We start from the raw sequence: 18,742 nt of genomic DNA, 5'->3' as shown, positions 1-18,742 counted from the left end.
TTATTTTTGACCAGGATTACGACTAAAATTCCAGATTACACCCAGTAACCAATACCGGCGCAGGGTGCTATACGTATTTTCTGAAATGAAATTGGAATTAGCCGTTCGCTGAAACCCAATATTCTGATTCAGGATATCGTTGATAGACAACCGAATCTCCGCCGTCTTTTTCTTCAGGAACTTTTTGGACAGAAAAGCATTCCACAAAACCACATTTCTGTCTTCTCCGAAAACATCTGTTTTCTGACGCCATTGATACGTGGCATTGGAATTCAGTTCAAAGTCTTTGAGGAAGAAAATGGATCCACCAATTCTTGAGTCAGTGGTCCAGAATTTCGTCACTACATCCGGACGCAGAGAGGAAACATTTCTGGTAAAATTGGGGCCAAAGGACAATTCTACATAATATTTCTTTTCCTTGTTCTTGTAAAAGGACATCTGTCCGCCCATGGAAGAATAGGTATTGGTGTTTTTCACATTATTTACAAAATTGTTATTCTTACCGCCATTCCAGTTAAGACTCAAATTGAAACTGGATTTAATTTTTTTCAGATCTTTCCAATAGCCGGTGTACATGTAATAATTGAAATTTCCGTCCACATTTACAAAACTGAATTGCCGCCTGCCCTGCGCATCCACATTATCAGCGCGACTGATTGCATTATCAATAAAATTAAAGCCGAAATTGAAGTACACATTTCGTCCGGTCAATACTTTATAATCATTGATGTTCAGATTAAGATTATGCCGGAATTCCTGTTTCAAATTCGGATTTCCTACCTGAATATTAAGCGGATCTGTGTTCTCCAATATGGGCTGAATCTGCTGTAGCGTAGGCTGTGCGGTTTGACCATTGTAGCGAATATTTAAATTGCGCTGCGCTCCCATTTTAAACCGAATATTCGCCTTGGGAAAAAAGTTGGTAAACCCATACTTGTAAACTGTATCACGAACCAGGTCCTTCTGGCGGAAATCCGCGAAGTTGATATTACTTCCGAAGGACGCCATGATTTTAGAACCATTGAAACGGAAATTCAATCCGGTGCTATGGGTATTGAAATCAAAGGCATAATCACTGCTGAACAGGCTGTCCAGCACTTCGTACTTGCCGTTGAAATCCTTCACAAAGGAACTGCGCAAGGCTTTACTGTTATTGATGCGGTATCCATAATTTGCTTCTACAAACCATTTCTTGGATAGGGGTTCCGTATAGGAAATTCGACCACCCCAGATATTCGACTGGGAATAATTGCTTTTTACCTGATCCACTGTATCGGTATTCGTCAGATTGCCATTTCCATCAAAAAACCGGTTTACTGAAAACAGATTACCATTCGTCGCATTGTTCTGGTATTGCTGATCCAGGTTAACGGACAGCGTACGTCCGGCTTTCATGAATTTCTTTCTCCAAATGGCGGAAGTTTTCATCTGCTGGCGGTCTCCAACAGAACTCAGGCGGCGATCCTGGTTATTGATTAGCTGTTCCAGGTCTCCCAGTGATTCTGAACTGAATATGGAGGAATTGTTGGCCTGCCCTTGCATTCCGTTCACATTGATCTTCAAACTGGACAAGGAATCCAGTTTTACATCATAAAAACCTGATAACTGATGTTTCAGATTCATCGTAGAAGTCTTTCGGGTACTGTTATTATAAAATAACCGATCTGCTAAAATAGACTGACTTGTATTGGCACCTTCGTTTTCTATGTTTTGCTTATAAAACTGGTAATTACCGTTTACATGCGTTTTATCATTATTCAGTTTATTCGAATAATGCGCTCCGGCGGTCCAGGCTTTAGGTAATCCTTCACCATTGTATTGTCCGCCCCAGGTATTAAATTCATCCGACTCCGCAAAGGAATAAAAATAACCGTCCTCTTCGTTGTATTCCATATTGGATCCACCGCCAAACCGGTCATTGTCCTGCCAGCTCAGGCCCGCCTTTCCCGTATTGGCCATCGTACCATAAGCGGCTAACTTACGTTTACCCTTAAACGCATTGATCATTGCTTCGTTCTCAAAATAATCGGGCAGTCCGCCACTTAACTTAGCCTTGCCGAAATAACCCTTTTTCCGGTCTTCTTTAAGGGTTAAATTGATTGTCTTTTGTTTTTCACCATCATCAATTCCGGTGAAAGTCGCCTGTTCACTTTTTTTATCAAAGACCTGCACTTTTTCGATGGCATCTGCCTGAAGATTTTGTGTTACCACTGCAGGGTCATCACTGAAAAACTCTTCTCCGTCCACCAGTACTTTTTGTACTCTTTCACCCTGTGCCGTGATTTCTCCTTTCTGGTTCACCTGCAGCCCTGGCAACCGTTTCAATAGCTCCTCCACATTCGCTCCCTGGCGAACTGCGAAACTATCCGCACGAAACTCCAATGTATCGCCTTTCATGCGGATAGCCCCGATTTTCTGTGAAACGATTACTTCTTCGAGCAGCACGGATTTTTTGATGAGATTGATTTTTCCAAGATCGAACTCAGTACCAACGGGTTTCACCACATCCAGAAAATCTGCAAACTTGGGGTAACTAACCAGTAATAAATAGGGCTTACCGTCTGAAGCTTTCAACACAAAATTCCCTTTTGCATCAGTTCTTGCATGTTGCAATAAAACAGAGTCGGGAGAGAGTAGAGCAACCACTGCATTTACAAGTGGTTTCTTTTCTGAGGTATCTGCAATTTGTCCCCTGATAGTGGTTGTCTGGGCCTGTAGTATTCCTGATATTAACAGGGAAGCCCATACGAACAGTAATTTTCTCATAGTAAGGTTTAGCTGGCAGGGGCAAAATTTGCTAATTATTTCCACAATCCATTACCGTTGATCAATAATACTTCGTTAAAAGCCAACCAATTTTAAAACACCCAATTACCCTTATTTTCCCTTAATTTTAAAGACAACCAGAACGTTATGTCTTCATTACCAGGACCTTCCTACGAACAAGATAACTTTATCGATACATCTAAAAAAGTCTGGAACTATTCTTTACTAACGGAAGAGGATATACGCAATTTTCAGCAGGGCACCCATTACAGCCTGTATGAAAAATTCGGATCGCATACCATACAGGTGTTGGAAACCTGGGGCATTTATTTTGCCGTATGGGCACCCAATGCAACCAGTGTATCCGTTAAAGGAAATTTCAACGACTGGAGAAACAATGAATATGAGCTATATCCGCGCTGGGATAAAAGTGGTGTATGGGAAGGATTTATTCCGAAGCTCGGATTGGGAGAAGTTTACAAATACCGTATCAAAGGTTTCCAGGGAATTGAATTGGATAAGGGAGATCCCTTTGCAAGATTCTGGGAGAAAAGACCCTTAACAGCTTCCATTACCTGGGATACATACTATAACTGGCAGGATAAGGAATGGATGAAAAATCGCAAACAGCACAATGCGCTGAATGCGCCCTGGAGTGTTTATGAAGTACACCTGGCCAGTTGGATGCGCCCCGACAAACACGATGAGGAAACCTACAATACGTATGAGCAGATCACAGCCAGACTTGTTCCATACGTAAAGGAAATGGGTTTCACACATGTGGAATTTATGCCGGTAATGGAACATCCTTTTGACGGGAGTTGGGGTTACCAGGGTACTGGTTATTTCGCACCCACATCCAGGTTTGGATCGCCACAGGAATTCAAAGCAATGATCGATGCGTTTCACCAGGCAGGAATTGGTGTAATCCTGGATTGGGTACCCTCGCATTTCCCGTACGATTCACATGGTCTCTACATGTTTGATGGTACACACACCTATGAGTATGCCGATATGCGCAAGGGCTATCATCCCGACTGGAATTCTTATATTTTCAATTATAAAAGGGGAGAAGTAAAATCCTTTCTGATCAGCAATGCACGCTTTTGGTTTGATCAGTTTCACATTGATGGATTTCGTGTAGATGCTGTTTCCTCAATGCTGAAATTAAATTACAGCAGGAATGAAGGCCAGTGGGAACCCAATGAATTCGGGGGTGATGGCAATCTGGAGGCAATAGCGTTCATCAAAGATTTCAACGAAACTATATTCCGAGACTTTCCGGATGTGCAGACCATTGCAGAAGAAGCAACAGACTGGCCGGGAGTATCCAAACCAACTTTTCAAGGCGGCCTCGGTTTTGGAATGAAATGGATGATGGGATGGATGCACGATACCTTACGCTTCTTCAAAAACGATCCGCTGTTCCGACAGTTCAACCAGGATCTCTTTACGTTCAGCATGATGTATTATTACGATGAGAATTTTATGCTGCCGTTGAGTCACGATGAAGTAGTACACGGCAAAAGTCCGATGATCTATAAAATGCCAGGCGATGAATGGCAGAAATTTGCCAACCTGCGTTTATTGTACACCTACATGTTCACGCATCCCGGTGGCAAATTGCTATTCATGGGCAACGAATTTGGTTCCACCACAGAATGGAATTACAAATCAGAACTTCCCTGGGAACTGCTGCAATTCGACAGTCATGCAGGGATGAAAAATTGTGTAAAAGCACTTTGCCATCTGTTAAAAGCCGAACCTGCGCTGTACGAAAAGCAGTTTGAGCAGGGGGGATTTGAATGGGTAGATCTGAACCATCGTGCAGAATCTGTAATGGTGTATCGTCGGAAAGGAGAGCAGCCGGAAGAAGATATTTTAGTAGTTTTAAATATGACACCTGAAGTGCGGCGGAACTGGAAAGTGATAACATACGGAAAATCAGAATGGAAGGAGATTTTCAACAGCAATGAAACCGAATATTGGGGAACAGGTGACGTTTTCAACCCGGATCCGATTGTAACCGAAGTGGATAAAAACAACAATCTATTTGAAATAAACCTGCATCTCCCTCCGTTAGGGGCTGTAGTACTCAAATAAAAGGGCTCTGGCCCACCGTCCAATTACTATGAAACAGCTGATAACCATTCTCGCATGTATTGCTGTCGTGCAGTTTGCCAGGGCACAACAGGACAGTGTTTCCCATTATCTCCAACAGGGGGAAGAAGCAGCCTCCCGTCGCCAGTTTCTACCCGCTTACAATGCATATAAACAAGCTACCAGTTTCGATGATTCCAATGCGGAAGCACTGAAAGGAATGGCCGATATGGCATTGGAATTGCGATATTATGTAATTGCCAGGGAGACCTACAAAAAGCTACTGGCGGTTTCACCAAAGGATACTTTATTGGTACGCCAGCTAGCTGAACTGAATTTTCAGACCCGCCAGTTCCAGGAGACCGTGAACCTGGTGCAGCAGGCCCGGACCATGGGATCCAAAGCAAACCTCGATTGGCTGGCAGCCCGGGCTTATTATGAAATGGAACATTATGGCAGTTGCCTGGAATCCATTGAAAAAGCCTGGAAAAAAGACAGCAGCATTGCTCAGATGCCCTTTATCGCGGCCCGTTGTTATATTGAGATGAATAATTATCGCCGGGCAGCCGGTTGCTACGAGCAAGCCATCCGACTGGATCCAACCAATAATAAATGGATGTATGAAGCAGCCATGACGTATTCTGCCATCCCGGATGAAGTCCGCGCCATTCCCTGGTTTGAAAAAGCGCTGGCAGCCGGACATCCACGCAGCAATGATTTCCTCGAAAATTTCGCCAACTCCTATTACGGAAACAAACAGTTTGATAAAAGTATTCCCCTTTACCAGGAAGTACTGCAACGTAAACCCCAGGATCTGGAGTTGTTATTCAGCCTGGGTGAATCGTATTACTATTCAGGAAATGCCGACCAGGCAATTGAAACCTGGGACAAAATGCTGGCCATTGATCCGCAGCAAGCCCGGGCTGTATATATGATCGGAATCGCATACATCAAAAAAGGGGAGGACAACAAAGGCAAAGACCTCTGCGAAAAAGCCATCCGCATGGACCCTTCTTTAGCGAAGCTGAAAGAGAAGAAGTCGATGTTTGGATTGTAATACCGGGAGGAAAGGAAGAGGGTGGAATGGATAAGGGACATCCGATAACCTTTCTTCCATTCCACCCTCTTCCTTTCCTCCCGTTCTCACATCTTCTCCGGCACCCGAATTCCCAACATTCCCATTCCAGCCGACAGCACATGTGCTGTCATAACAGCAATACGTAAACGAAGTTCTTTTTTGGCCGGTGTTTCAGCCCGACTAATCTGATGTTGCGTATAAAATGAATTGAATAATTGCGCTAATTTGAAAACGTATCCAGCTACAGCTGATGGGTTGTGTTCAGTTGCAGCCTGCTCAATTACTGATGGAAACTGTTCCAGGTATACCAGCATTGATTTTTCCAAAGGCAGCAGTGGCTCATTCATCCAATCTGAAGCATCTGAAGGAGCTTCCTTTCTCAAAATGGATTTAATACGTGCATGTGTATATTGCACAAATGGTCCGGTAAACCCATGAATATCGATGGACTCTTCCGGATTAAAGATCATCTTCTTTTGAGGATCCACCCGCAACAAATAAAACTTCAGCGCACCCAGGCCAATGGTATTGTATAATTCGCTTAGTTCGATATCAGTAAAATCATCCACCTTCCCCAACTCCTTCGTATTCACTTCCGCGATGGCAATCATTTCTGCAACCAGGTCATCCGCATCCACCACAGTACCTTCCCGACTCTTCATTTTACCGGTCGGTAATTCCACCATACCATAGGAGAGATGATAAATCCCATCGGCCTTGGGCAATTGTAATTTTTCAGCAATCAGTTTCAACACTTTGAAATGATAGTTCTGTTCATCACCCACCACATAGATGCTTTGATCCATTCCATATTCCTCGTATTTCTGTTGGGCCAGACCGATATCCTGTGTGATATAAACAGAAGTGCCGTCCTTTCTTTGAACGAGTTTTTCATCGAGTCCGTCTGCCGTCAGATCAATCCATACACTGCTATCCTCCTTTTTATAAAACACACCTTTTTCTAATCCTTCCTGTACGGTCTTCTTACCTAAGAGATAGGTATTGCTTTCATAATAGGTGATATCAAAATCTGCACCGATGGCATCATAGGTAGCGGCAAAGCCATCGTACACCCAGCCGTTCATCTGTTTCCACAGATCGATCACTTCGGGTTTACCGGCTTCCCAATCCACCAGCATTTGCTGAGCAGCCTGCATGATGGGAGCTTCTTTCTCTGCCTGCTCTTTGGTTTTGCCAGCCGCCATCAGGGTTTCCACTTCCGCTTTATAGGCCTCGTTGAATTTGACATAATAATCGCCTACAAAATGATCTCCTTTCTGGCCTACCAATCCGGGGGTTTCCCCATTTGAATAACGTAACCAGGCGATCATGCTCTTACAGATATGAATACCACGGTCGTTTACGATACAGGACTTCACCACCTCATATCCCGCGGTTTTCAGGATTTCAGCGATGCTCCAGCCCAGGAAAATATTTCTCAGGTGACCCAGGTGCAACGGTTTATTGGTATTGGGAGAAGCATATTCAACCATTACTTTCTGGCCATTGGGTGCTGCTTTTCCATAAGATGGGTTGTAATAATGTTCCTCCAGCAAGGTATTCCAGTAGGTATCTGCAATTGTCAGATTCAGAAACCCTTTGATCACATTGTAGGCCGTGAAGAATCCACTATTTTGAGTTACAAGGTATTGTCCCAGTTTTTCGCCCAGTTCTTCCGGTTTCTGACGGAGTGGTTTGGTCAGTCCGAATAATACGACGGTATAATCCCCCTCGAATTCCGGTTTGGTCTGGTTAATTTGGAAACTGGCCGGACCATCGAGCTCAGGGAATAAGTCGCTGATTGCGCTGTTAACAATGCTTTGGATCTGTTGAGTAATCGCCATAGGCGGCAAAAATATATATTTGCGCCCATGTTAACATGGGTGAGTCAAAGCATTAGTCGGGTGATTGATTTCTTTTATCCTCCGTTTAAACGGTTTCTTCCAATTCAGACCTTCCGTTATATTGCCTGCGGCGGTGGAAATACGGCGCTTGATATCTTCATCTATTTTATTTCTTACAACTATATATTGAACAAACAGGATGTACATCTTGGATTCCAGGTATTCGGCCGGGAAGCGGTGATCACCCCGCATATTATGGCTTTTATCATCGCTTTCTGCATTAGCTTTCCACTTGGATTTTTCCTGAACCGAACCGTGGTATTCAATGATTCTGTCCTCCGCGGAAGGGTCCAGTTATTCCGGTATGTGCTGCTCGTAACAGCCTGTATTTTCCTCAACTATATCTTTATTAAACTTTTTGTAGAACAGTTTGGCATTTACCCCACGGTGGCCAAAATCTTCACAACTGTGATCGTGGTTACCTTCAGTTACCTCGCGCAGCGAAATTTCACATTTAAGAAATAGGTCATTTTTTCACCCGACAGGTGGCACTGGTCGGGTGGAGCCGGTCGGGTGAAGCGAGATTTGGCAGGTCCTATGCGGCAAACCTGACAAAACTGCCATTTTAACACTTAAAATGGCGCTTGGCATATTGATTGTCAATAGAAAGTACATTCATTCATTAAAGGAAAATTATTCATATGGGAAAGATAATAGGCATCGACCTGGGAACTACCAACAGTTGCGTTTCGGTTATGGAGGGGAACGAACCCGTAGTAATCGCGAATGACGAAGGACGTAGAACGACGCCTTCCGTGGTAGCCTTCCTGAAAAACGGAGAAAGAAAAGTGGGCGACCCGGCCAAACGCCAGGCCATCACCAACCCGCATAATACCATTATGTCGGTTAAGCGCTTCATGGGCCGTCGCTTTGATGAAGTAACTGAAGAAATCAGCCATTGGAGCTATAAAGTAGCCAAAGGCGATAATAATACGGTGCGCATCGATATCGATGGTCGCCTTTACACTCCACAGGAAATCAGCGCTATGATTCTTCAGAAAATGAAGAAAACAGCGGAAGATTACCTTGGACAGGAAGTAACCGAAGCGGTGATCACCGTACCGGCTTATTTTAACGATGCTCAGCGTCAGGCAACCAAGGAAGCGGGTGAAATCGCCGGACTGAATGTTCGTCGTATTGTAAACGAACCAACCGCTGCCGCTTTGGCGTATGGTCTGGATAAAAAAGGCAAGGACCAGAAGATCGCCGTATTCGACCTCGGTGGTGGTACATTCGATATTTCCATCCTCGAACTGGGCGATGGGGTATTTGAAGTAAAATCGACCAATGGTGATACCCACCTGGGTGGAGACGACTTCGATAAGGTAATCATGGACTGGCTGGCAGATGAGTTCAAGAAAGATGAGAGTGTGGATCTGCGCAAAGACCCTATGGCCCTGCAGCGCCTGAAAGAAGCTGCTGAAAAAGCAAAAGTGGAATTATCCTCTTCTTCTGAAACAGAAATCAACCTGCCTTATATCACCGCTGTAGACGGAGTTCCCAAGCACCTGGTGAAAAAACTGAGTCGCGCTAAGTTTGAACAACTGGCCGACAACCTGTTTACCCGCTGTCTGAAGCCCTGTGAGCAGGCGCTGAAAGATGCCGGCATGAGCACTTCTGATATCGATGAAGTGATCCTGGTAGGTGGTTCAACAAGGATCCCGAAAGTGCAGGAAATTGTAGAGAAATTTTTCGGTAAAAAACCCAACAGGGGAGTAAACCCCGATGAGGTAGTGGCAGTAGGTGCCGGTATCCAGGGTGCGGTTTTAACCGGCGAAGTGAAGGATGTACTCCTGCTGGATGTTACCCCGCTGAGCCTGGGTATCGAAACTATGGGAGGAGTAATGACAAGATTGATCGAAAGCAATACCACCATCCCAACCAAAAAATCGGAAGTTTTCTCCACAGCCGCTGATAACCAGCCTGGAGTACAAATCCATGTATTGCAGGGTGAGCGCCCGATGGCGAACCAGAATAAGAGTCTGGGTATGTTCAACCTGGATGGCATTCCGCCCGCTCCCCGTGGTGTTCCGCAGATCGAAGTAATTTTCGATATTGATGCCAATGGCATCCTGCATGTAACGGCCAAGGACAAAGGAACCGGAAAAGAGCAGAAGATCCGGATCGAAGCAGGTTCTGGTCTGACTAAAGACGAAATCGAAAAAATGAAGGCAGAAGCGAAAGCGAATGAAGCATCTGATAAAGAAGCGAAGGAGCGGGTTGAAAAAATCAACCAGGCCGACAGCCTGATTTTCCAAACTGAAAAACAACTGAAAGAGTTTGGCGATAAAATCCCTGCTGATAAAAAAGCACCAATTGAAACAGCCCTCAATAAATTGAAAGACGCACACAAGAGCCAGGACCTTGCTGCGATTGATACCGCAGTAACGGAGATGAATACTGCCTGGACTGCCGCTTCTGAAGAAATCTACAAAGCCCAGCAGGCAGGTGGCGCACAGCCCGATGGCAACGCTGGTGCCCAGGGAGCAAACGGCGAAAATGTGACAGATGCGGAATTTGAGGAAGTGAAATAAATAAGTGAGACGTCAGATGTGAGATGTGAGACGTGAAAAGGAAAAGCGGTCGAAAATTTCGGCCGCTTTTCCTTTTGGGTATGTTACAGAAATGTCTATTTTTGCCGCGTATTAATTTTTACTTTTTAATTTTTACAATCTATCATGGAAACACAAAAGAAAAATACCGGGATGTGGTGGTTAGGCTTTTTTGTATCAACTGCCGCTTTATTGGCTGCCATTTACCTGCACTGGGAATACCTGACCATGATTATCCCATTTGTGTGTACCAGCTTTGTAAAAGCAATGGATATCATCTAAGTGATTAGAAGTAACTTATATTAGCTCCCTGCCAATGGCAGGGATTTTTTTTATGCCCAAACAACAACAAATGTGTAAATTATACACAAATAAATTATTTTTGTTTCGACCAGCCCAAACAACGATTGCATGACAATTCAGTTTTATCTACGATTTACGACAGTAGTCGGACAAGAATTATTTATAACCGGCCTTCCCAACAGGAAAGATCCCCTTCGCATGTCCTGGTTCAACCAGGAATATTGGTTCGCTCAACTGGAGATAGACCCCGCCACACTGGAAGGGATTACCTACCAGTATCAGTTACAGGATGTGGATGGTAAAATCGTGAATGAATGGGGAGATGACCGGCACCTGCCTACCGGTATCAAAGAGTTCACCGAAATCCAGGTAGTCGATACCTGGAACCATGCAGGCTCCTTTGAAAATGCCTTTTATACAGCACCTTTCCAGGAAATACTGTTGCCGGAAACAGGTAAGAAAAAATACAAACACCCCAAACAGTTCAGTCATATTTTCCGGGTGAAAGCGCCCTTGCTGAAAAAAAATGAAGTAATCTGTTTATCCGGTGCCGGCACCGCCTTACGGGATTGGTCAACCGAAGATCCAATACTGTTGCAGGCAGAGGGAAACTGGTGGACGGTTGCCATTGACCTGCCCAAGGAAGAATTCCCCCTACAATACAAATACGGAATCTATCACACCAAACACAAAACTTTTGTACAGTTTGAAGCAGGTGAGAACCGTCACCTCTTTGGTGATGCCGGTCAACACCTGACCATTGTACACGATGGCTTTGCCCAGATCCCGAATACTACCTGGAAAGGAGCTGGCGTGGCGATCCCCGTATTTAGTTTACGCAGTAAAAACAGTTGGGGTATCGGCGAATTCACCGATATCCAGGCACTGGTAGACTGGGCAGGATCCGTTGACATGAAACTGATTCAACTGTTACCCATTAACGATACAACGGCTACTCATACCTGGGTGGATTCCTATCCTTATGCAGCGATCTCCGCCTTTGCCTTACACCCAATCTTCCTGAATCCGGATGAAGTGGCAGGGAAAAAACAGGCTGCTTTATTAAAACCCTATCGCGATCAACAAAAAGAACTCAACGAACTGGAAACAGTTGATTACGAAGCCGTGCTGAAGCTCAAACTGAACGTACTGCATCAGCTTTTTGAAGTCCAGAAAGAAAGCTGGGCATCGGATCCTGAGTATCTCGATTTTTTCTCCGGTAACCAGGATTGGCTCGTGCCTTATGCTGCCTTCTGTTACCTGAGAGATAAAAACGGTAGTTCTGATTTTACTGGCTGGACGGAATATAGCCAGTATGCCCAGGAAGCCATTGAAAACCTGGTGGCACCAGACAGTGAGGAGTATGCGCAAATCCAGTTTCATTATTACCTGCAATACCAGTTGCATGTTCAACTAAAAGCGGCTACCAGGTACGCGCATAAAAAAGGTATCATCGTAAAGGGCGATATACCAATTGGCATCTACCGGTACAGTTGTGATGCCTGGGTAGCGCCGGACTTATACAATATGGACCAACAGGCCGGTGCACCACCAGATGACTTTGCTATCAAAGGACAGAACTGGGGATTCCCTACCTATAACTGGCAGCAAATGCAAACGGATGGCTTCAACTGGTGGAAACGTCGCTTTGCCCAGATGAGCGATTATTTTGATGCATTCCGCATCGATCATATTCTTGGTTTTTTCCGGATCTGGTCAATACCCTATCATTCAGTGGAAGGTATTATGGGACGATTTGTACCAGCTATTCCTGTGCATAAAAACGAATTCCAGGAGCGTAACATCTGGTTTGATCATACCCGTTACACACAGCCCTATATAACCGAAAATCTCCTGAATGAACGATTCGGGGAAGTAGCCGGATTTGTAAAAGAAACCTTCCTGGATCCTACAGGCTACGGTCAATATTTTTTCAAATCTGCATTTGATACGCAGCGAAAAATAGAAAACTGGTTCATAACAGAAGAGGTAAGAGACACCAATAACTGGCTGCGCCAGGGATTATACGACCTGCACAGCAATGTTATACTGTTTGAACAGGAGGGCTCCAATGGTACCCAATACCATTTCCGTTTTGGCATGGAACAGACCAGTTCTTTCCAGTCGCTGGAATGGGATACAAAGGAGAAATTGAAAGAACTCTATGTTAACTATTTTTATCGCCGTCAGGATGGATTCTGGATGGAGGAAGCTATGAATAAGTTACCTGCGTTGAAAGCCTCCACCAATATGATGATTTGTGGTGAAGACCTGGGGATGGTACCAGGCTGCGTGCCGGAGGTAATGAATCAACTCGGTATCCTCAGCCTGGAAATCCAGCGTATGCCGAAAAATCCGGAACGCGAATTTTTCCATCCGGACGATGCGCCTTATCTGGCAGTGGTAACGCCTTCTACCCACGATATGAGTACCATCCGCGGTTGGTGGGAAGAAGACCGCGCTAAAACTCAACGTTTCTTTAATAATGAACTCGGTCAGTGGGGAGATGCACCTGCCTTCTGTGAGGCATGGATCAACAAACAGATCATCATTCAGCACCTGCATTCACCCGCCATGTGGAGTGTCTTCCAATTACAGGATTTATTGGGGGGCGATGACCAGCTACGTCGTGCCAATGCGGCCGATGAACGGATCAATATTCCATCTAACCCCAAACATTACTGGCGGTACCGGATGCATATTTCACTGGAACAATTGATGAAGGAAAAAGCGTTTAACCACGATCTCAAAGAGCATATTAAAGTGAGTGGAAGGGCATAATGATGTAGGTTTGTGGTATGCGTGTGAGTTATACCAAAACAAACCTTCCGTTTATACATCCTTTTACCATATCAAAGGGAACCAAAACCCATCAGCCAGCACTGGTGGTGGAACTTGATTTCAATGGAATCAAAGGATACGGTGAAGCGCCTGCTATCGCCTATTATAATATTCCGGTTGAGAAGATGGAGGCAGATCTGCTGGCGAAGAAAATCTTTGTAGAAAAGTTTGCCTTCACCACTCCTGATCGTTACTGGCATTACCTGCATCATCTTTATCCTGCCAACGGATTTTTAGTAGCGGCACTTGATATCGCTGCCTGGGATCTGTTTGGTAAAATCAAACGCCAGCCCCTGTACCGGTTGTTTGGGGGAGATCCTGCCAGGATGCCCATCACAGATTATACCATCGGTATTGACAGCATCGAAAAGATGGTAGCCAAAATGAAGGAAAAACCATGGCCGGTCTACAAAATTAAATTGGGTACCCAGCAGGATATCGAAATCATGAAAGCGCTCCGGGAGCATACGGATACCCCCTTACGGATTGATGCCAATGCTGCCTGGACCAAAGAAGAAGCATTGGAAAAAATAACCGCCTTTGCAGACATGAATGTGGAGTTTATTGAACAGCCACTTGCAAAAGATGACTGGGAAGGTATGGCATGGTTACACGAACGCTCCCCCTTACCGCTGATGGCAGATGAATCCTGTGTGTTTGAAAAAGACGTGGCGCGTTGCGCTGGACATTTTCATGGCATCAATATCAAGCTGACTAAGTGTACAGGAATCACTCCGGCCCTGCGCATGATTAAGGAGGCCCGTGAGTTGGGAATGAAAGTTATGTTAGGCTGCATGAATGAAAGCACGATTGGTTCTGCCGCCCTCGCACATTTGGCACCACTGGCCGACTGGCTCGACATGGATGGTCCGCTGCTACTGGCAGAAGATATCGCCACCGGTCTGCAGTATGATTTTGGGAAGGTCATCCTGCCCGAAACACCGGGCTTGGGTATTACCGTTACAGATTTTGGAAGAAATATTGCAGAATCTTAATTTTGTCACCCCTTCCCAACGGGATGTAGCGCAGCCCGGTAGCGCGCTTCGTTCGGGACGAAGAGGCCGCTGGTTCGAATCCAGTCATCCCGACAGGTAATCTAACAAAACCCGCACCAGTAGCGGGTTTTATAATTTCATATAGCAAAGGGGAGCAGAATGGGGAGCAAATTCAAAATATTTTCAAAATATTTTATTGAACCAGGTTGTAAAAGAGAAGGAGGGGGGGGGTAAATGCAAACGACCTGCCTGGATGTTTTAAAAAAATATCACCGCTCTCCCCCATCTACCCCGGTAAAGCGGACTGGAGGTATAGTAGCGGTGACAGATCAAAGATATATATGCGCATTTAATGATTCCCAGCACCAGCAAAAAAACAAATTGTTAGGTGAGCTGGTGTTCAATGAGTATTTTTGAAGTGCAAATATTATTGCAATTAAAGTAATCGCCCCAGGTTTCTACCTGGGGCTTTTTGAATAAAACGACTTTCTTTGAACAATGTTGTCAAGATCATTTAAGTCAAAATTTTTGGGCGAATCCATTGTAAAGGAAGGGGGAAGGAAAATATCTTTATTATAAAAATAAAATATGTAGATTTTGAAAGGCGTGCGAGCTTTGACTGAATGTAGTTATGAGGTTTCTTTTTTAGACTCTAAATCTTCACTTGAATTGCAAAATTTATTTTCACAATATTCAGATATGAAACTCATATTTCTTCTCATTTTTCCAACCACATTTGGGTGGATTTCATAATCATGATACCTGGCAGTGTGAGCGGTATCTTTGAGTTGCTTGTATTTTTCTGCTATACTATCATGATATTTTTGAATCAAACGGCTAGTTAAGCTATGTTTTGTAGAGCCGTTTGAACTATTTTTAGAGTAGTATTGATCTATATTCTTATATGTAAATTCTTGCTCAGTAAGGGGAAATAAAATTGAGTAGGCATAATGCATTGCGCAATAAAAGGCAGTTGTTGAGGTCCAATCTGGGAACTCTTTTAAATCATGTAACTTGTCGCACGCGTTTTTATTATGCCTAGCATGGGATAGGTGTGTGTTCATAAAATCTGTCAAAGCCGTCAGAAACAAGCCTGTCGACATTTAATTTTTCAGAATAGTAGGTTATCGCATAATCGATAACAAAGTTATTTTTTGAGATATCGTCTGACAAACTTTGAGCTGCTTTATACAATTCGTCGATTTTATCATCGATGTAATCTTCAATTTTAACAACGATAATCAACTTGCAAGAGTCCCATACTTCAAATTTCAACCAGAATTTAAATACTGTTATTTGAAGTTTATTAGCAACTTCTAAGAGTCCATTGGTAAACTCGCTGATGTAGCCTTCCCCTTTGACGAACAGCGCCTTTGCCATTCGAAACATTTCAGCTTCTTTCTCTTGTCCACCATCAATGTGACCTCTAATATATGCCTCTTCCAGGCTTTCAGATTGATGGGTTCCGTAGGTGGTAGAAAAAGTTGCATAATTGCTTACGCATCCAGAAGCAACTAAACCTTTTACGGTTTGTGGTATCGTCTTTTGGTGAATCATTCTCAGAATAATGCTGCAGAAATAAATACTCGCTGCTGCATGTATAACGCAATTTTAGTGCAAATAGTTATACGTTGTACTACCACTTAAAGAAAAGCGCATGCGGATTCAACTATTTGAGTCTTAGGGATTTAACAAACAATTCCATACCACCAAAAAATTTCATTGATTCTTAATCAGTTGCGCATGCCGGCATGCCGTATACAAAAAACCAGCCCCTTAAAAATTTTTTCAAATATTTTTCTTTAAACCCACTAAAATCTGCCCATTTGTACCCATTTTCGGTTACAACCATGTCACAAGATTGTCATGTTTCCAACTACTTCGTGGCAACTTTGCCCCGAATTCCCTATTCCCAACGCTAGCAAACTTACGCATATATGGCTCATCCTTCTCACTCCCGTCCGGCCGGCTGGCTATTGGCCGACCTGATATTATTGACCGGCCAGTATTCAAGTTCCTCCGATGACAGAAGTAATTTTAATAGATTGATTTAAAGATTATATACTCCAAGTTTCTAACCGGGGCTTTTTTATTAGTACCCCAGCTGTGAAATGCCTTTATTAAAAAAGTCTACTATGGGCTTTGCAATAGCCTCACTCACAAGCCCACTGGTCACCATTTCGCCAAACTTGCCCTTGGAGAATTGTCTCCATCGTGTCTTTCCCAGAAAGAAATGATCCTTCAAGTCATTTAGCTCACGCTTCAAAGTTTCAACCTCTTGCCCCATTGCCTCATAAGCTTTCACCAGGTTATCAAACTGTTCCACAATGGTATTTATGTTTTCACTGCTGAATTGATCTTCCTGGAGGATACCAAGCTGCTTCATCAGGTACTGGAAATGGCTGTTCACCTTTAAATAACCGAGGTCACTTGGGCAAACTGGATCTGTGCATTTCTTTTCATGCTCTTTCCTTTGCTCTTCAACCTTGGAGGCCACGATGGACAAAAATATCTTTTGGTCATACTCTTCATGGAGAGAATATAATTCCGAATCAAACCGGCTTATATACTCGTTGTAGTTAGAAACGTGGAGAAGTTCATCAAGGAACTGAGCTGCCATTTCTTGAGGAAGGGATTTCATGCAATCTGTTTTGATTGGGCCAAAGTAATATTTATAAATTTGGGATACAACCCAAACTCAATTTTCTGCATATATGAACCGGTTTCATTATTCAAAAGGTCAGGTTTTACAGTTAGGCATTATTGCTCTGAAACGATTCCCGGAATTGTCTTCTGAATTGCTGAAGGAGCTTGACGAGTACGATATACCCCCATTTGATAATGACCTCAGCAATATCGAAAAATATTTCACAGTTTTCTGTGATCGTAATCTTACAACTGACGATGATATCAGATTGAAGTCTTACTCCAGGCAACGAACCGAACGGATTAAAGTGTTTACCGCTACAATGCTTCGGATTTATCGACCATTCAAAATTACTTTGAGCGGTATTCAAGTAATCCCTGGTTTCAATAGTAAATTATCAATTGTGATTGGAATGAAAGGTCCAAATACAACAAAATTGTTGAAGGAGTTGGAGGTGTATGAGAAAGCTTATGATGAATTCCGCTATGAGGTAGATTATACAGAGCATTACTTAAAATTGGCCAAGGAATGATTTAATTTTGAATGAAATCAGGATCCACGCTACAAACCTCAATACCTCAAAAATGATCAGCTTATCCATCAAGCTTTGCCTGAGAAAGGCCTGGGCTGAGATATAATTCATAAATCTTTACGTCATATAAACAAACCTTATTCAATGGCAGAAAACAGACAGGAAAAACCTACGGATAAAAACCAATCAAAAAAGGAATTAAATATCCCTAAATCGGTGGCAGTGATTGATCCTCCTTTGAAAGTTGAATTGGTTTCTACAAAATCGAACAAATCTCTTCCATTATGGGCACAATGGTTAAGTTTCATTGTGCCAGTTCTACTGGCTATATGGGCACTTATTCTAACATTATCAGACAATAGTCAAAAAGATTTGCTTGTAAAAATCACAAATCTTATCGAAAAGCAAGATGAAGTTATTAACGAAATAAAGAATACAAATCAGAGCATCGATTCTACCCAATTAAACACATTCAACCTACTACAAGCTACACTTCAACAAACTGAATATTTCAATAAAATCAATCAGCCATTCGTTCGACTTAGACTTAAAGATTACTTTTCATCGCCACCCGGGAATGATGAACAAGCTCCATGCCTTTCAACCTTTAAATATTACATTGAAAATCTAAGTCAAATCCCAGCAAAAAACTTTTCTGGTAAGGTTGGATTCATTCATGAAAACAATGGGAAATTTGAAGGTTTTTATGGTTACACCAGCTGGAGAAATGAACTGGTAGATCTTACAATAAATAATCCAATTACTTTCGGTTCTATAGACACCGTCATTCCATGTGAAACTGCACAGAAATTTTATGAGTGCTTTGTAGTTTTTGCATATAGTTATCAAAATGAAATTTCAGGCAAATTCAATACTGATACGATTGTCTATAAACATAATAGATCAGAAAATTATTTATTTTATTTCATGAAACCTCTCGAAGGGAAAGATAAGACAAAGGAAAAAATGATTATTAAAAGTTTTTTAAAGGGCGGTTTCTATAATATTCCAGCCTAATACGTCA

The 18,742-nt window shown here is 43.2% G+C and carries 14 protein-coding genes and 1 tRNA gene; 10 read left to right on the top strand and 5 right to left on the bottom strand.

Features of this window, described 5'->3' with window-relative positions; translation table 11 throughout:
* Entirely contained in the window at positions 1–2,766 is a 2,766-nt protein-coding gene (locus L0U88_RS00210; protein ID WP_234863464.1) for a TonB-dependent receptor, read from the bottom strand.
* 147 nt (positions 2,767–2,913) lie between these two features.
* Here L0U88_RS00210 and glgB point away from each other — a divergent pair, with 147 nt between their 5' ends.
* Positions 2,914–4,869: a 1,4-alpha-glucan branching protein GlgB gene (gene glgB, locus L0U88_RS00205; protein ID WP_234863463.1), complete on the top strand. Its 1,956-nt coding sequence runs from the start codon at positions 2,914–2,916 to the stop codon at positions 4,867–4,869.
* Between the two features lie 28 nt (positions 4,870–4,897).
* Positions 4,898–5,923, top strand: coding sequence for a tetratricopeptide repeat protein (locus L0U88_RS00200; protein WP_234863462.1), 1,026 nt, complete (start codon positions 4,898–4,900; stop codon positions 5,921–5,923).
* Positions 5,924–6,009: 86 nt separating this feature from the next.
* Here the strand turns inward: L0U88_RS00200 and argS are convergent, their stop codons facing one another.
* Complete coding sequence (argS, locus tag L0U88_RS00195) at positions 6,010–7,788, bottom strand: arginine--tRNA ligase (RefSeq protein ID WP_234863461.1); 1,779 nt, start codon at positions 7,786–7,788, stop codon at positions 6,010–6,012.
* Between the two features lie 27 nt (positions 7,789–7,815).
* Between argS and L0U88_RS00190 the strand changes: the two genes are divergently transcribed.
* The 6 genes from L0U88_RS00190 (at position 7,816) to L0U88_RS00165 (ending at position 14,632) form a co-directional block, all read left to right on the top strand.
* Positions 7,816–8,313, top strand: a complete 498-nt coding sequence (locus L0U88_RS00190) for a GtrA family protein (RefSeq protein ID WP_234863460.1) — start codon at positions 7,816–7,818, stop codon at positions 8,311–8,313.
* Between the two features lie 176 nt (positions 8,314–8,489).
* Entirely contained in the window at positions 8,490–10,382 is a 1,893-nt protein-coding gene (gene dnaK / locus L0U88_RS00185) for a molecular chaperone DnaK (RefSeq protein ID WP_234863459.1), read from the top strand.
* 144 nt (positions 10,383–10,526) lie between these two features.
* Complete coding sequence (locus tag L0U88_RS00180) at positions 10,527–10,682, top strand: hypothetical protein (protein ID WP_234863458.1); 156 nt, start codon at positions 10,527–10,529, stop codon at positions 10,680–10,682.
* 129 nt (positions 10,683–10,811) lie between these two features.
* Positions 10,812–13,484 (top strand): 4-alpha-glucanotransferase, encoded by a 2,673-nt coding sequence (locus tag L0U88_RS00175; RefSeq protein ID WP_234863457.1) that lies wholly within the window; start codon positions 10,812–10,814, stop codon positions 13,482–13,484.
* Between the two features lie 17 nt (positions 13,485–13,501).
* The gene (locus tag L0U88_RS00170; RefSeq protein WP_234863456.1) at positions 13,502–14,539 is read left to right on the top strand and encodes a dipeptide epimerase; all 1,038 of its coding nucleotides are present in this window, start codon (positions 13,502–13,504) and stop codon (positions 14,537–14,539) included.
* Between the two features lie 19 nt (positions 14,540–14,558).
* Positions 14,559–14,632, top strand: a tRNA-Pro gene (locus L0U88_RS00165).
* Between the two features lie 536 nt (positions 14,633–15,168).
* Here L0U88_RS00165 and L0U88_RS00160 read toward each other — a convergent pair.
* From L0U88_RS00160 to L0U88_RS00150, 3 genes are all read right to left on the bottom strand, one after another.
* Positions 15,169–15,603: a hypothetical protein gene (locus L0U88_RS00160; protein ID WP_234863455.1), complete on the bottom strand. Its 435-nt coding sequence runs from the start codon at positions 15,601–15,603 to the stop codon at positions 15,169–15,171.
* Positions 15,578–16,096, bottom strand: a complete 519-nt coding sequence (locus L0U88_RS00155) for a hypothetical protein (protein WP_234863454.1) — start codon at positions 16,094–16,096, stop codon at positions 15,578–15,580. Before L0U88_RS00155 ends, L0U88_RS00160 begins: the two co-directional genes overlap by 26 nt.
* A 535-nt stretch (positions 16,097–16,631) precedes the next feature.
* On the bottom strand, positions 16,632–17,180 hold the full coding sequence (locus L0U88_RS00150; protein WP_234863453.1) for a hypothetical protein: 549 nt from the start codon (positions 17,178–17,180) through the stop codon (positions 16,632–16,634).
* Between the two features lie 73 nt (positions 17,181–17,253).
* Between L0U88_RS00150 and L0U88_RS00145 the strand changes: the two genes are divergently transcribed.
* Together L0U88_RS00145 and L0U88_RS00140 are read left to right on the top strand one after the other, a co-directional pair.
* Complete coding sequence (locus tag L0U88_RS00145) at positions 17,254–17,718, top strand: hypothetical protein (RefSeq protein ID WP_234863452.1); 465 nt, start codon at positions 17,254–17,256, stop codon at positions 17,716–17,718.
* Positions 17,719–17,862: 144 nt separating this feature from the next.
* On the top strand, positions 17,863–18,735 hold the full coding sequence (locus L0U88_RS00140) for a hypothetical protein (RefSeq protein WP_234863451.1): 873 nt from the start codon (positions 17,863–17,865) through the stop codon (positions 18,733–18,735).
* Positions 18,736–18,742 lie beyond the last annotated feature (7 nt).

The organism is Flavihumibacter fluminis (assembly GCF_021491375.1).
GTDB classification, from domain to species: domain Bacteria; phylum Bacteroidota; class Bacteroidia; order Chitinophagales; family Chitinophagaceae; genus Flavihumibacter; species Flavihumibacter fluminis.
This window is presented reverse-complemented; position numbering and strand designations above follow the sequence as displayed.

What these genes read in the sequence shown, in the direction of transcription:
- L0U88_RS00150 (WP_234863453.1), bottom strand. Translation starts at nt 17,180, where the DNA reads ATGAAATCCCTTCCTCAAGAAATGGCAGCTCAGTTCCTTGATGAACTT.
- L0U88_RS00155 (WP_234863454.1), bottom strand. Translation starts at nt 16,096, where the DNA reads ATGATTCACCAAAAGACGATACCACAAACCGTAAAAGGTTTAGTTGCT.
- L0U88_RS00180 (WP_234863458.1), top strand. Translation starts at nt 10,527, where the DNA reads ATGGAAACACAAAAGAAAAATACCGGGATGTGGTGGTTAGGCTTTTTT.
- L0U88_RS00160 (WP_234863455.1), bottom strand. Translation starts at nt 15,603, where the DNA reads ATGAACACACACCTATCCCATGCTAGGCATAATAAAAACGCGTGCGAC.
- L0U88_RS00175 (WP_234863457.1), top strand. Translation starts at nt 10,812, where the DNA reads ATGACAATTCAGTTTTATCTACGATTTACGACAGTAGTCGGACAAGAA.
- L0U88_RS00140 (WP_234863451.1), top strand. Translation starts at nt 17,863, where the DNA reads ATGGCAGAAAACAGACAGGAAAAACCTACGGATAAAAACCAATCAAAA.
- L0U88_RS00170 (WP_234863456.1), top strand. Translation starts at nt 13,502, where the DNA reads ATGCGTGTGAGTTATACCAAAACAAACCTTCCGTTTATACATCCTTTT.
- argS (WP_234863461.1), bottom strand. Translation starts at nt 7,788, where the DNA reads ATGGCGATTACTCAACAGATCCAAAGCATTGTTAACAGCGCAATCAGC.
- L0U88_RS00210 (WP_234863464.1), bottom strand. Translation starts at nt 2,766, where the DNA reads ATGAGAAAATTACTGTTCGTATGGGCTTCCCTGTTAATATCAGGAATA.
- dnaK (WP_234863459.1), top strand. Translation starts at nt 8,490, where the DNA reads ATGGGAAAGATAATAGGCATCGACCTGGGAACTACCAACAGTTGCGTT.
- L0U88_RS00190 (WP_234863460.1), top strand. Translation starts at nt 7,816, where the DNA reads ATGTTAACATGGGTGAGTCAAAGCATTAGTCGGGTGATTGATTTCTTT.
- L0U88_RS00145 (WP_234863452.1), top strand. Translation starts at nt 17,254, where the DNA reads ATGAACCGGTTTCATTATTCAAAAGGTCAGGTTTTACAGTTAGGCATT.
- glgB (WP_234863463.1), top strand. Translation starts at nt 2,914, where the DNA reads ATGTCTTCATTACCAGGACCTTCCTACGAACAAGATAACTTTATCGAT.
- L0U88_RS00200 (WP_234863462.1), top strand. Translation starts at nt 4,898, where the DNA reads ATGAAACAGCTGATAACCATTCTCGCATGTATTGCTGTCGTGCAGTTT.